Source organism: Frankia torreyi, assembly GCF_000948395.1.
In the GTDB taxonomy this organism is placed as follows: Bacteria; Actinomycetota; Actinomycetes; order Frankiales; family Frankiaceae; genus Frankia; species Frankia torreyi.
This window is the reverse complement of record NZ_JYFN01000022.1, coordinates 1-15,346: the sequence shown is the minus strand read 5'-3', so window position 1 is coordinate 15,346 and position 15,346 is coordinate 1. Positions and strand designations below refer to the sequence as shown.

At 77.0% G+C, this 15,346-nt stretch carries 2 protein-coding genes and 1 pseudogene; all 3 read left to right on the top strand.

The annotated features are described in order from the left end of the window. The first annotated feature begins 265 nt into the window (after positions 1-265). The gene (locus FF36_RS14950; RefSeq protein ID WP_082121929.1) at positions 266-10,570 is read left to right on the top strand and encodes a type I polyketide synthase; all 10,305 of its coding nucleotides are present in this window, start codon (positions 266-268) and stop codon (positions 10,568-10,570) included. Between the two features lie 111 nt (positions 10,571-10,681). After that, positions 10,682-13,251: pseudogene (locus FF36_RS39990) on the top strand (type I polyketide synthase); the annotation flags it as partial. A gap of 25 nt (positions 13,252-13,276) precedes the next feature. Next, positions 13,277-15,346 (top strand): polyketide synthase dehydratase domain-containing protein (locus tag FF36_RS37990; protein WP_242422518.1); only part of this gene is annotated, 2,070 nt, incomplete at both ends.

The following is a 15,346-nucleotide window of genomic DNA, read 5'->3' as shown; positions in this document are numbered from 1 at the left end:
CATTCCGCGGCGGCCGGGCGGGTATTCGTGAAGCCGCCGGAAAACCGGCCGACAGGTCCTTCCGTGAATGATTGTCACGACACCGCGGAAGCCGTTCCCTCAGTAGCCCGAAAATTCCCGTAACCGTACGACGGAAATTACCTTTAGCGGATCTAAAGTCAGTTGTTAGTCCGTGCTCCTACGCTGGCAGACGTTCCCGAGAAATGTGCCGTCCGAGGGCGGCGCGTCGGGGGTCTGAACGTTCACGACGAGGAGCGCCCCAGCGATGAGCAGTGGATCAGCCGTGTCCGCGAACGCTGACGACACCCCCCGGGGAGCGGGAGACCCGATTGCGGTGGTGGGCCTGGCGTGCCGACTGCCCGCGGCGCCCGACCCGGCGGCGTTCTGGCGCCTGCTGCGCGCCGGCGGCGACGCGGTCGACCGCGGCCCAGCTGTTCCCCGCCGGCTCGGCGCCGCCTTCGGCGCTCACCTCGACGACGTCTACGGATTCGAGCCGGAGTTCTTCGGCATCGCGCCGCGGGAGGCCGCGCAGCTCGATCCGCAGCAGCGGCTGGTGCTGGAGCTCGCCTGGGAGGCGGTCGAGGAGGCCGGCCTGCGCCCGGCGACGCTGGCCGGCAGCCGCACCGGGGTCTTCGTCGGCGCGATCACGAGCGACTACGCCACCCGGGTGCTGCGCGCCGGCCCGGGCGCCGTCACCCGGCACACCCTCACCGGGCAGAGCCGGGGGATCATCGCCAACCGGGTCTCCTACACCCTGGACCTGCGCGGCCCGAGTCTGACGGTGGACGCCGCCCAGGCGTCGTCGCTGGTGGCCGTGCATCTCGCGGCGGACAGCCTGCGCCTGGGCGAGTGCGACCTCGCGCTCGCCGGCGGCGTACAGCTCAACCTCGTGCCGGACAGCACCGACGCCGCCGACCGGTTCGGTGCGCTGTCCCCGGACGGCCGCTGCTACACCTTCGACGCGCGGGCGAGCGGGTACGTGCGCGGCGAGGGCGGCGGCATCGTGCTGCTCAAGCGGCTCTCCTCCGCCCTCGCGGACGGTGACACGATCCACGCGGTGATCCGCGGCGGCGCGGTCAACAGCGACGGCGCCACCGACGGCCTGACCCTGCCCAGCGAGGATGGCCAGGCTCGGGTCCTGCGCCAGGCCGCGCGGGCGGCGGGCGTCGAGCCCCGCGACATCCAGTACGTGGAACTGCACGGGACGGGCACGCCGGTCGGGGACCCGATCGAGGCCACCGCGCTGGGTCGCGCGTTCGGCGCCGGACGGCCCGCCGACGCGCCGCTGCACGTCGGCTCGGCAAAGACGAACATCGGTCATCTCGAAGGTGCCAGCGGCATCGTCGGCCTGCTCAAGACGGTGCTGGCGATCTCGCACCGGGAGCTGCCGCCGAGCCTCAACTTCGCCACCCCCAACCCCGACATCGCGTTCGACGAGCTGCGGCTGCGGGTGCACACCGACCACGGCTCCTGGCCGGCCGGGGACCGGCCGCTGGTCGCCGGCGTGAGCTCGTTCGGGATGGGCGGGACGAACTGCCACCTCATCGTCGCCGAGCCCCCGCCGGCCGAGACCCCGCCGGCCGAGATCGCGGACGGGGCGGGTCCGGGCGAGGCAGCGCAGGCGCTGCCGTGGCCGGTGTCGGGCCGCGACGAGGCCGCGCTGCGCGCGCAGGCCGGGCGTTTGTACGACCTGCTGACCGCCCACGAACTGCCAGCCGCCCACAAGCCGCCGGCCGACCGGTCCGAGCCGGTGGACGGCACGGACGGTGCCGCCCCCGCCGCGCCGCGGCCGGCGTTCGACCCGGTCGACGTCGGCCACTCCCTGGTCACCACCCGCACGGCCTTCGAACGGCGGGCGGTCGTGGTCGCCACCAGCCCGGCGGAGTTCCTCACCGCCCTGCGCCGGCTGCGCGACGGCGAGCAGGACGCCGCGCTCGTCACGGGCCCGCCCGACGGCGCCGCCGACCGCGGCGGGGTCGTGCTCGTCCTGCCCGGGCAGGGGTCGCAGTGGGCCGGCATGGCCCGCGAGCTGCTCGCCACCTCGCCGGTGTTCGCGGAGCGGATCGCCGCCTGCGCCGAGGCGCTCGCCCCCCACGTCGACTGGTCGCTGCCCGACGTGCTCGCCGGGGCCACGGGCGCGCCGCCGCTGGACCGGGTGGACGTGGTGCAGCCGGCGCTGTTCGCCGTCATGACGGCGCTGGCGGCGGTGTGGCGCTCGTACGGGGTGCGGCCGGACGCGGTGATCGGGCACTCCCAGGGCGAGATTGCCGCCGCCCACCTGGCCGGCGCGCTCACGCTGGCCGACGCGGCGGCCGTGGTGGCCCGGCGCAGCCAGGTGCTGGGGGAGCTCGCGGGGACCGGGGCGATGGCGTCGATCCCGCTGCCGGCGGCGGCCGTGCTCGAGCGCCTCGGCGGCCCGGACGCCGTGCTGGCGGTGGCGGCGGTGAACGGCCCGTCGTCGACCGTCGTCTCCGGCGACCCGGCCGCGCTGGACGAACTCATCGCCGGCTACGCCGCGGACGGCGTGGACGTGCGGCGCATCCCGGTGGACTATGCCTCGCACTCGCCGCAGGTGGCGGCCGTCGAGGCGCCGCTGCTGGACCTGCTGGCGGGCATCACGCCGCGATCGGGCGACGTCACGTTCTACTCGACGGTCACGGGCGAGGCGGTGGACACGTCTCGGCTCGACGCCGGCTACTGGTACGCGAACCTGCGCGGGACGGTGCGCTTCGACGCGGCGGTGCGCGCCGCGCTGGCCGCCGGCCACCGGACGTTCGTCGAGGTCAGCCCGCATCCGGTGCTGACCGGCGGCATCCGGGCGATCGTCGAGGACGCGGCGCGTTCGGCCTCGGGCGGCGGCGCGGCACCGGCCGCGGTGGTCGGGACGCTGCGCCGAGACGACGGTGGGCTGCACCGGTTCCTCCGCTCGCTGGCCGAGGTCCACGTCGCCGGGGGCGCGGTGGACCTGGCCGCGGCGTACCCGGCGCGGGCGCGGCGCGTCCCGTTGCCCACCTACCCGTTCCAGCGTCGGACCTTCGAGGTGGACGTGCCCGAGCGGCCGACGGACGCGAACGCCGGACCCGGCACGCGGCCGACGGACGCGAACGCCGGACCCGGCACACCGCCGGCGGCCGGCGGCGCGGCCCCGAGCTCCGCGCTCGCCCGCCGGCTGGCCGGGCTGCCCGCGCCGGAGGCCGACCGGGTGCTGCTCGACGTGATCGGCGCGAGCCTGGCGATCGTGCTGGGTCACACCGCCGGCAGCGTGCAGGCGGACCGGACCTTCGCCGACCTCGGGTTCGACTCGGTGAGCGCCGTGGAGTTCCGCGACCGGCTGGCGGCGGCGACCGGGGTCGCGCTGCCGACCACGCTGACCTTCGACTACCCGACCCCGCGACGCCTCGCCGGATACCTGCGCGCGGCGCTGACCGGCACCGACCAGCCGGCCACGGTCGTCGGAGCGACCGGGCCGGACGGTCCGGGCCGATCGGGCGACGAGCCGATCGCGATCGTGGCGGCCGCGGGCCGCTGGCCGGGCGGCGCGCGCTCACCGGAGCAGCTCTGGGATCTGCTGGAAGCCCGGGTGGACGCGATCGGGCCGTTCCCGACCGACCGCGGCTGGGACCTCACCGCCCTGCACGATCCGGACCTCACCCGGCCGGGCACCTCCTACACCCGCCACGGCGGGTTCCTGCCCGACGCCGCCGAGTTCGACGCGGACTTCTTCGGGATCTCCCCGCGGGAGGCGACCGCGATGGACCCCCAGCAGCGGCTGCTGCTGGAGACGTCCTGGGAGGCCCTGGAGCGGGCCGGGATCGACCCGGTCACGCTGCGGGGGACCGCCACCGGCGTGTTCGCGGGCGTCACCCCGCACGACTACGGCCCGCGGCTCGTCGAGGCGCCGGACGGCTACGGGGGCTACGTGCTCACCGGCAGCCTGACCTCGGTCGTCTCCGGCCGGATCGCCTACACCCTGGGGCTGGAGGGCCCGGCGGTGACGGTGGACACCGCCTGCTCGTCCTCGCTGGTCTCGATCCACCTCGCCGCCCAGGCGCTGCGCGGCGGGGAGTGCACCCTGGCCCTGGCGGGCGGCGTCACCGTCATGCCGACGCCGGGCATGTTCACCGAGTTCTCCCGCCAGCGCGGGCTGGCCCCGGACGGGCGGTGCAAGCCGTTCGCCGCCGCCGCCGACGGCACCGCCTGGGCCGAAGGCGTCGGCGTGGTGGTGCTCGAGCGGTTGTCCGACGCCCGCCGGCTGGGTCACCGCGTGCTCGCGGTGGTCCGCGGCAGCGCGGTGAACTCCGACGGCGCCTCCAACGGGCTGACCGCGCCGAACGGGCCGTCCCAGCAGCGGGTCATCCGCGCGGCCCTGGCCGCCGCCGGCCTCACCCCCGCCGACGTCGACGCCGTCGAGGCCCACGGCACCGGCACCACCCTCGGCGACCCCATCGAAGCCCAGGCCATCCTCGCCACCTACGGCGCCGATCGCCCCGCCGACCGCCCCCTCCGGCTCGGCAGCCTCAAATCCAACATCGGCCACACCCAGGCCGCCGCCGGCGTCACCGGCGTGATCAAGCTGCTGGAGGCGCTGCGGCACGGCCGCCTGCCCGCGACGCTGCACGTGGACGCGCCCACCCCCCACGTCGACTGGTCCCCCGGCACCGTCACCCTGCTCACCGAACCCGCCGACTGGCCCACCACCCCCGACCGACCCCGGCGCGCCGCCGTCTCCGCCTTCGGCATCAGCGGCACCAACGCCCACCTCATTCTCGAACAGGCCCCCGAGGACGCCGCCGAGCCCGGCTCCGGTCCACCAGCCGACGGGCGACCGGCCGACGCCGGATCGGCCGACGGCCAACCAACCGACGGCGAACCAGCTGACGGCGAACCAGCCGAGACCGCCAGCGCTGGCCCCGGTCCCGACGCACTGCCCTGGGTGCTCTCCGCGCACTCGGAGTCGGCGCTGCGGGCGCGGGCGGCGCAGCTCGCCGAGCACGTCGCCGCCTCGGCCGGGGAGCCGGGCGGCCCCTCGGCGGCGGACGTCGGCCACGCCCTGGCCACCACCCGGACCCTGTTCGCGCACCGGGCCATCGTCGTCGGCGACGGCCCGGAGCAGCACCGCGCCGGACTGCTGGCGCTCGCCGCCGGGGACACGGCGGCGCACGTCGTCTCCGGCGTCGCCGGGCCGGCGGGCCGCACGGCGCTGCTGTTCACCGGGCAGGGCAGCCAGCGCGCCGGCGCGGGGCGGGAGCTGTACGCCGCGTCGCACGTCTTCGCCGCCGCGCTCGACGAGGTCACCGCGCATCTCGACGGCGCGGTCGGCCGGTCCGTGCGCGAGCTCATGTTCGCCGAGCCCGGGTCGGCGGCGGCCGACGAGCTGGACGCCACCGCCTTCACCCAGCCCGCGCTGTTCGCCCTCGAGGTCGCGCTGTACCGGCTGGCGGAGTCCTACGGGCTGCGGCCCGACCACCTCATCGGCCACTCCGTCGGCGAGCTGACCGCCGCCCACCTCGCCGGCGTGCTGTCCCTGCCGGACGCGGCCACGCTGGTCGCCGCGCGGGGCCGGCTCATGCAGAGCGTGCCCGCGACCGGCGCGATGGCCGCGTTGGAGGGCACCGAGGAGGAGATCGGCCGGCTGCTCGCCGGCGCGGCCGGGACCATCGGCGTCGCGGCGGTCAACGGGCCACGCTCGGTGGTCGTCTCCGGCGATCGTGACGCCGTCGAGGAGATCGGGCGGCGCTGGCGCGACGCCGGCCACCGGGTGCGCGGCCTGCGGGTCAGCCACGCGTTCCACTCCGGCCACCTGGACCCGGTCCTCGCCGAGTACCGCGAGGTCGTCGCCGGGGTGACGCTGCGCCCGCCGACGATCCCCATCATCTCGAACGTCACGGGACGGGTGGCGACCGACGCCGAGCTGACCGATCCCGACTACTGGGTGCGCCACCTGCGGGGGACGGTCCGCTTCCACGACGGGATCCGCACGCTGGCCGACCTGGGCGTCACCACCTACGTGGAGCTGGGCCCGGACGCGGTGCTCTCCGCCCTGGCGGAACAGGCCCTCGCGGAACAGTCCGTCGCGGAACAGTCCGTCGTCGACGCGGCGCCGACCCCGGATGCGGCCGCCGGCCCGGCGCCGAGGGTCGTCGCGCTGCTGCGCGCGAACCGCCCGGAGGTCCGCTCGTTCACCACCGCGCTGGCCCGGCTGCACGTCGACGGGGTCGCCGTCGACTGGTCGGCGGCGTTCACCGGCCGCCGGCCGCGCCACACGGACCTGCCCACCTACCCCTTCCAACGACAGCGCTACTGGCTGGACGCCCCGACCGGGACGTCGGGCCGCCCGGGCCTCGAGACGGGCGGGGTCGGCCCGGAGCACCCGGTGTTGACCGGCGCGGTCGAACTGGCCGACGGCGGCCTGGCGCTGACCGGCCGGCTGGACCCGGCCGCGCTGCCCTGGCTGGGTGACCACGCCGTGCGCGACACGGTGCTGCTGCCGGGAACCGCGCTGCTGGACCTCGCACTGACCGCGGCCCGCTACTGCGGCGCCCGCCGGGTGGAGGAGCTCGCGCTCACCGCCCCGCTGGCCCTGTCCGCATCCGGGGCGCTCGACGTCCAGGTCCTGGTCGGTCCGGCCGATCCGGCCGGCGGCGGCGCGCCCGAGGGGGTCGAGCGCCGGGCGGTCACGATCCACGCCCGTCCGGTCGCCGACCAGACCGACCCCCCGGGCCCGTGGCAGCGACACGCCACCGGCTTCCTGCGCGCGGACGACGGCGCCGCGGCGGATAGCGGCGGCACCACGGGTGACGGGGCGACGGCGCAGGACAGCGCCGAACCGGCCGTGGGCGCCGCGGCGGGCGACCGGGGCGGGGCATGGCCGCCGCCGGACGCGGTCGCGCTCGACGTCTCGGGCCTGTACCCGCGGCTGGCCGGCGGCGGATACCAGTACGGACCGGCCTTCCGCGGCCTGCGGGCGGCCTGGCGCCACGGGGACGACGTGCTCGCCGAGGTCACGCTGCCGGACGCGGCCGGTGGGCGGGATCGGTTCGAGGTGCATCCCGCCCTGCTGGACGCGGCGCTGCACGCCGTCGTCGGGCTGCTGCCCGGCGCCGAGGCCGCCGGCGAGGGCGACCGGTCGGCCGACGACGGCCCGGGCCGCATCCGACTGCCGTTCACCTGGCAGGACGTGACGCTCGCCGCGCGCGGTGCCGCGTCGCTTCGGGTACGGGTCTCCCCGACCGGCCCGGACACGGCGCGGCTGGCCGTCGCCGACGCGGCCGGAGAGCCGGTGGTGACGATCGGCGGGCTGACCCTGCGCCCAGTGGCCGCGCAGGTGTTGGCCGACGCCGGCCGGGCGGTCGCCGGCCGCGGCGGGGGCGACGCGATGTTCCGGCTCGACTGGCAGGCGGTGCCCCCGGCCGACCCTGCCGCCGACGCGAACCGCACCCCCGGCGACGGCGACGGCGACCGCGCCGGCGGCTGGGTGGTGATCGGGGCGCGGCGACCCGTCGACCTGGCGGCTCCCGACCGCGGCCCGACCGCGGCGCCGCCCGAGCCGGCGGACCTGCGTCTCCTGCCGGACCTGGCCGCGCTGCGGGCGGCGATCGGCGCCGACGGCCAGGCGCCCGCCCTGGTCATCCACCGACCGACCGCGGTCGAGTCGGCACCAGCCGACGCAACCCCTGCCGGCGCACCCCGAGCCGGCTCAACCCCTGCCGGCTCAACCCCTGCCGGCGCGGCAGCGGCCGGGGAGGCCGATCCGGTCCCGGCGGCGCACGCCACGGTCCGGGCGGCCCTGCACCTGCTGCAGGACTGGCTGCGCGACGAGCGGTTCACCGGATCCCGTCTCGTGATCCTCACCGAGCGGGCCGTGGCGACGGGCCCCGGGGAGGATGTCGCCGACCTCGCCGCGGCCGGCCTCTGGGGGCTCGTCCGCAGCGCGCGGACGGAGAACCCCGACCGGGTGGCGCTGCTCGACGTCGACGGCCGCGACTCCTCACGGGAGGCCGTCCGCGCCGCGCTCACCCTGCTCGCCGCGCGGCCCGCCGAGCACAGCGAGCTCGCGGTGCGCGACGGGGAGATCCGCGTGCCGCTGCTGGCCCCGCTCGGCACGCAGCCGGCGCTGCTCCCCCCGGCCGGCACCGACGCCTGGCGGCTCGACGTGACCGCCGCCGGCTCGCTGGACAACCTCGCCCTGCTGGCCGAGCCGGCGGCGCACCGGCCGCTGGCGCCGGGGGAGGTCCGCCTCGCGCTGCGCGCCGCCGGGCTGAACTTCCGGGACGTGCTGATCGGCCTGGGGATGTATCCCGGCGGGGCGCGCATCGGCGCGGAGGGCGCCGGCGTCGTGGTCGAGGTCGGCGCGCAGGTGTCGGACCTGGCGCCCGGAGATCGGGTGATGGGCCTGGTCCAGGGCACCCTCGGCCCGCTCGCGGTCACGGACCGCCGGCTGCTGACGGCGATCCCGCCGGGCTGGTCGTTCAGCCAGGCCGCCGGCGTCCCCGTCGCCTTCCTCACCGCCTACCACGGCCTGGCCGATCTGGCCCGGCTGCGCCGCGGCGAGTCGCTGCTGGTGCACGCCGCCACCGGCGGGGTGGGCCAGGCGGCGGTGCAGCTCGCCCGGCACTGGGGCGTCGAGGTGTTCGGCACGGCAAGCCCGGCGAAGTGGCCGGTGCTACGCGGGCAGGGGCTCGACGACACCCACATCGCCTCGTCGCGCACCCTCGACTTCGCCGACGCCATCCGCGCCGCGACCGGCGGCCGCGGGGTCGACGCCGTGCTCAACTCGCTGGCCGGGCCGTTCACCGACGCCTCGCTGCGGCTGCTGGCGCCGGGCGGGCGGTTCGTCGAGATGGGTAAGACCGACCTGCGGGACCCAGCGGCCGTCGCCGCGGACCTCGACGGCGGCTCCTACCAGGCGTTCGACCTGTTCGAGGTCGACCCGGCCCGCATCGGCGAGATGCTCGCCGACCTCGCGGACCTGTTCACCCGGGGGGCCCTGCGCCCGCTGCCGACGACAAGCTGGGACGTCCGGCACGCGCCGCAGGCGCTGCGCCAACTCAGCCTGGCCCGGCACACCGGCAAGCTGGTGCTGACGCTGCCCGCGCCGCTCGACCCGGCGGGAACGGTGCTGATCACCGGCACCGGGGCGCTCGCCGCGCTCGTCGCCCGCCGGCTGGTCACCCACCACGGTGTGCGGCACCTGCTCCTGGCCAGCCGCGGCGGCCCGGCCACCCCGGGCGCCGAGGCCGTGCGGGCCGCGCTCGCCGAGGCGGGTGCGACGGCCACGGTCGTCGCCGCCGATGTCGCCGACCCCGACGATGTGCGCCGGCTGGTCGCGGCGGTGCCGACCGACCATCCGCTCACCGCCGTCGTGCACACCGCCGGGGTACTCGCCGACGGGGTGGTGACGTCACTCGACGACCCGACGCTGGACCGGGTGCTGCGTCCCAAGGTGGACGGGGCCTGGCTGCTGCACCGGGCCACCGCCGGGCTGGACCTGGCCGCGTTCGTACTGTTCTCCTCGGTCGCCGGGCTGCTCGGCAACGGCGGGCAGGGCAACTACGCCGCGGCGAACGCGTTCGAGGACGCCCTGGCCCACCACCGGCGCGCGGCGGGGCTGCCGGCCGTGTCGCTGGCCTGGGGCCACTGGGCGCAGGCCGGGGGGATGGCGGGGCAGCTCGCCCCGGCCGACCTGGCGCGGCTGGCGCGCACCGGCATCGCGCCGATGTCCACCGCGCAGGGGCTCGCCCTGTTCGACCTGGCCCTCGACGGGGCGGGGGCGGCCGGGGCGGGGACGGCCGCCGGCGCGCAACCGCTGCTGATCCCGGCGCGGCTGGACCCGGCCGGCGCCGCCCGCCCGGCTGGCGGCGGGCTGCTGCGCGGGCTGGTCCACGTGCCGTCGCAGCGTTCCACCGCCGGCGCGGGTGGGGCCGTGGGCGCCGGCGCGGCCGGTGCGGCGACCCCGGCCGGCGCGGCGGGCACACCGGCGGCAGACCGGGCGGCGGCCCTCGTCGAGCGGCTGCGCGGGCAGGGCCCCGACGAGCAGCGCCGGGCGCTGCTCACCCTGGTCCGGACCACCGCGGCCGAGATCCTCGGCCACGCCTCGGCGGCGGCGATCCGGCCAGATCGCGGCTTCCTGGAGTCCGCCTTCGACTCGCTGAGCGCGATCGAGCTGCGCAACCGGCTCGCCCGGGAGACCGGCGTGCGCCTGCCGACAACGCTGCTGTTCGACCACCCGACGCCGGCCATCCTGGCCGCCCACCTGCGGGACACCCTGTCTGCAGACAGGCGTCTCCTGGGCGGGCGGCCCTCGGACGAGCGGCCCGCACCCGTCGACCTCGACGCCGAGATCTCCCGGCTGGAGGCGGCGCTGACCGGCCCGGCGGCGTCGACGCCCCAGGGCGCCGACGCGGTGGCCCGGCTGCGGGCGCTGCTGGCCGCGATGCCGGCCGCCGCACAGCCGACCGGCACCGCGGCGGACGACGACGAGGCCGACGCGACCCGGCTGACCGAGCAGATCTCCGGCGCCACCGACGACGAGATCTTCGACTTCATCGACCGAGAGCTCGGCATTTCCTGACCCGCCCAGCCCCCGCCGGCCGCGCGCCGTCGGCGCCCCCCGCACCGCGCCCGGCAGCACGTGCTCTCCGGTCCGCCCCGACTCCGCGCATCGAGAAGGCTGATACCGCACATGGCGAACGAAGCGAAGCTCCGCGACTACCTCAACCGGGTCGCCGCCGATCTGCACCAGACCCGCCAGCAGCTACGCGAGCAGGAGGCGGCCCGCCGCGAGCCGATCGCGATCGTCGGGATGAGCTGCCGCTTCCCGGGCGGGGTGAGCTCGCCGGAGGACCTGTGGCGCGTCGTCGACGAGGGACTTGACGTCACCGGCCCGTTCCCGACGAACCGCGGGTGGGACGTCGACGGGCTCTACGACGCCGACCCCGACCAGCCCGGGCGGACCTATGCCCGGTCGGGCGGGTTCCTCCACGACGCCCCGGAGTTCGACGCCGCCTTCTTCGGGATCTCCCCGCGGGAGGCCCTCGCCACCGACCCGCAGCAGCGCCTGCTGCTGGAGACCGCCTGGGAGGCCGTGGAGCGGGCCGGGATCGACCCGATCTCGCTGCGCGGCTCCGCGACCGGGGTGTTCGCCGGGGTGATCGCCCAGGAGTACACCCCGCGGCTGCACCAGCCGACCCCCGAGCGGGTCGACGGATACGTGCTCACCGGCAGCACGACCTCCGTCGCGTCGGGCCGGGTCGCCTACGCGCTGGGGTTGGAGGGCCCGGCGGTGACGGTGGACACCGCCTGCTCGTCGTCGCTGGTCGCGATCCACCTCGCCGCCCAGGCGCTGCGCGGCGGGGAATGCACCCTGGCCCTGGCGGGCGGCGTCACCGTCATGTCATCGCCGGGCATGTTCGTGGAGTTCTCCCGCCAGCGCGGGCTGGCCCCGGACGGGCGGTGCAAGCCGTTCGCCGCCGCCGCCGACGGCACCGCCTGGGCCGAAGGCGTCGGCCTGCTCGTGCTGGAACGGCTGTCCGACGCCCAGCGGCTCGGCCACCGCATCCACGCGGTGATCCGCGGCAGCGCCGTGAACTCCGACGGAACGTCCAGCCAGTTGACGGCGCCGAACGGGCCGTCCCAGCAGCGGGTCATCCGCGCGGCGCTGACCGCCGCCGGCCTCACCCCCGCCGACGTCGACGCCGTCGAGGCCCACGGCACCGGCACCACCCTCGGCGACCCCATCGAAGCCCAGGCCATCCTCGCCACCTACGGCGCCGACCGCCCCGCCGACCGCCCCCTCCGGCTCGGCAGCCTCAAATCCAACATCGGCCACTCCCAGGCCGCCGCCGGCGTCGGCGGCATCATCAAGCTGATCGGCGCGATGAGCCACGGCCGGCTACCGAAGACGCTGCACGTGGACGCGCCCACCCCCCACGTCGACTGGTCCCCCGGCACCGTCACCCTGCTCACCGAACCCGCCGACTGGCCCACCACCCCCGACCGACCCCGGCGCGCCGCCGTCTCCGCCTTCGGCATCAGCGGCACCAACGCCCACCTCATCCTCGAACAGGGCCCGATCCCGGCGGGCGGGGACGCGGCGGTCGGGGACGACGACGCGGGCCCCGACCCAGCCGTCCGAGGTCGGGCACTGCCCTGGGTGCTGTCGGCGCGCACCGCCGAGGCCCTCGGCGGGCAGGCGGGCAGGTTGGCGGCGTTCGTCGACGCGCATCCCGGGCTCGCCCCGGTCGACGTCGGCCGGGCGCTGGCCACCACCCGGGCCGCGCTGGAGCACCGGGCGGTGGTCGTCGCCGAGGATCCGGCCGGGTTCCGAGCCGGGCTCACCGCCCTGGCCGCCGGTTCCGGCGGGCCGGCCGGAGCGGCGGGGACGGCGGGGACGGCCGGCGTGGAGGTGATCGCCGGGGTGGCGACGCCGGACGGCGCGACCACCGGCGCGCGCATCGTGCGCGGCGTCGCCGACACCACCGCCACCACCGTGTTCGTCTTCCCCGGCCAGGGCAGCCAGTGGCCCGGGATGGCCCGTGAGCTGCTCGCCACCAGCCTGGTCTTCGCCGGGTACCTCGACACCGTCGCCGCCGCCCTGGCCCCGTACATCGACTGGAACCTGCTCGACGTCCTGCAGCAGCGGCCCGGCGCGCCCACCCTCGACCGCGTCGACGTCTCGCAGCCCGCCGTGTTCGCGGTGCTGGTCGCCCTGGCCCGGCTCTGGCAGCACCACGGGGTGCACCCGCACGCCGTCGTCGGGCACAGCCAGGGCGAGATCGCCGCCGCGCACATCGCCGGCGCCCTCACCCTCGACGACGCCGCCCGCGTGGTCGCCCTGCGTGGACAGATCCTCGGCGCGCTGCCCGATCCGGGGGCGGTGGTGTGGGTGAACCTGCCCGCCGACCAGGTCCGCGAGCGGCTCGCCCGCTTCCGCGACGGGGCCGCCCCGGTGTCCGTCGCCGTCCTCAACAGCCCCACCAGCACCGCCATCGCCGGCAGCGACGAGGCGCTGGCCGAGTTCGTCGCCGGCCTGCGGGCCGAGGGCATCCGCACCAGAGACGTCCCGGTGGGCTACGCCTCGCACTCGGCGTGGGTCGAGGCGGTCCGCGACGAACTGCTCACCGCGCTCGCCCCCATCCGCCCCCAGCCGGCCACCATCCCCATCCTGTCCACCGTCACCGCCGACTGGATCGACCCCACCACCCTCACCGCCGACTACTGGTACACCAACCTGCGCCAACCCGTCCTGTTCGANNCNGCCACCCGCGCCCTGCTCNNNGNCGGCCACGACCTGTTCATCGAGATCAGCCCCCACCCCGTCCTCACCACCGCCCTCGCCGAAACCCTCGACACCACCCCCGACCTCCCCGGCCCCGTCGCCATCACCGAAACCCTGCGCCGCGACACCGGCGACCTCACCAAGATCCACACCTCGCTGGCGCAGGCGTACGTCCGCGGGGCCGGCCTCGACGCCGCGACGGTCTACGCCGGATCCGGCCATGAGCACGTGGACCTGCCGACCTACGCGTTCGCGCGGCGGCGGTTCTGGCTGGACGCCTCGTCCACCTCGCCCAGCGGCGACGCCGCCGGGCTGGGGCTGGGCTCCGCCGGCCATCCCCTGCTCGGCGCCACCGTGCGGCTCGCGGACTCGGACGGGGCGGTGTTCACCGGTCTGCTGTCGTTGCGCACTCACCCGTGGCTGGCCGACCACGTCGTGTTCGGGTCGGTCGTGCTGCCGGGCACGGCTCTGGTGGAGCTCGCGGTGCGGGCGGGTGACGAGACGGGCGTGCCCGTCGTCGAGGAGCTGATCGTCGAGGCGCCGCTGGTGCTGCCGGAACGCGGCGGGCTCCAGGTGCAGCTCACCGTGGGTGCACCCGACGGCGGCGGTCGCCGGCCGGTCAGCATCCACACTCGGGCCGAGGACGCGCCCGCGGAGGCACCGTGGAACCGACACGCCCACGGGGTGCTACGCGCCCCGGAGGCGGCGGACGGCGCGGCGGACGCCGCCGGAGGATCGCCGGCGGGGTCGACAGCGGGGTCATCGGCGGGGTCGTCGGCGGTGTGGCCACCCGCGGGCGCCGTCCGGGTCGACACCGGCGATCTCTACCCGTCGTTCGCCGCGGCCGGGCTGGCCTACGGTCCGACCTTCCAGGGTCTGCGAGCGGCGTGGCGGGACGGCGAGGACCTGCTTGCCGAGGTCGCCCTGCCCGCGGACGCCCTCGACCGCGCCGGCGCCTTCGGTCTGCACCCCGCGCTGCTGGACGCGGCACTGCACCTGACCGGCCTGCCGGACGCCGCGACGGCCCTCGCCGGCCCGGCGGACTCCGCGGGACCCGCGGACGGCAGCGGTACGGGCGCCGGGCGCACCCGGCTGCCCTTCGTGTGGCGCGGAGTGCGGCTGCACGCGTCGGGCGCCAGCGGGCTGCGAGTCCGCCTGCGGGTCAGCGGCCCGGACCAGATCACCCTCACCGCGGTGGATGGCACCGGCGCCCCGGTCGTGTCCGTCGCCGGCCTGGCGCTGCGTCCGGTCACCGCCGAGCAGATCCGCTCGGCGCCCGGACCCCGGCACGACGCGTTGTTCGCTCTGACCTGGCCGGAACTCCCGGCCGTGCCGACCGGTGGCTCCCCGACCGGTGGCTCCCCGACCGGTGGCTCCGAGACAGGCAGCGTCGGCCAGGGGACGGCGGGCGGGTCGGCCGCCGGTCCCTGGGCCCTCGTCGGTCCGGTCGCCGACCCGGACCTGGCCCCGGTCGCGGCGGCGCTACGCTCGGCCGGTCGCAACGTCGACATCGTCGCAGACCTTGACGAGCTGACCGCCCGGATCGACGCCGGCTCCGCGGTGCCCGATCTGGTCGTCGTCGCTCCCCGCGCGGCGTCCCCCGCCGCGACCGACTCGGCCGCGGACCCCGCCACGGTTCCGGCGCTGACGCGGGCCGCCGCCGCGGACACCCTCGCGCTCCTGCAACGCTGGCTCGCCGAGCCCCGCTGGGCCGAGGTGCCCCTCGCCCTGCTCACCTCGGGCGCGGTCAGCATCGCCGGCGAGGACGTCGACCTCACCACCGCACCCCTGTGGGGGCTGGTGCGCACCGCGCAGAACGAGCATCCGGACCGCATCCTGCTGCTCGACACCGACCGCGACCCGGGATCCGCCACCGCCCTCCCGGCCGCGCTCGTCACCGCCCTGGCCAGCGGCGAGAACCAGCTCGCCCTGCGCCGCGGCACCATCCACGCCCCACGCCTGGCTCGCGCCGCGACCGCCCCGGCCTCGGACGACGCCGACCCGGCGGGCTGGGATCTCGACCCCGACGGCACCGTCCTCATCACCGGCGGCCTCGGCACCCTCGCCCAC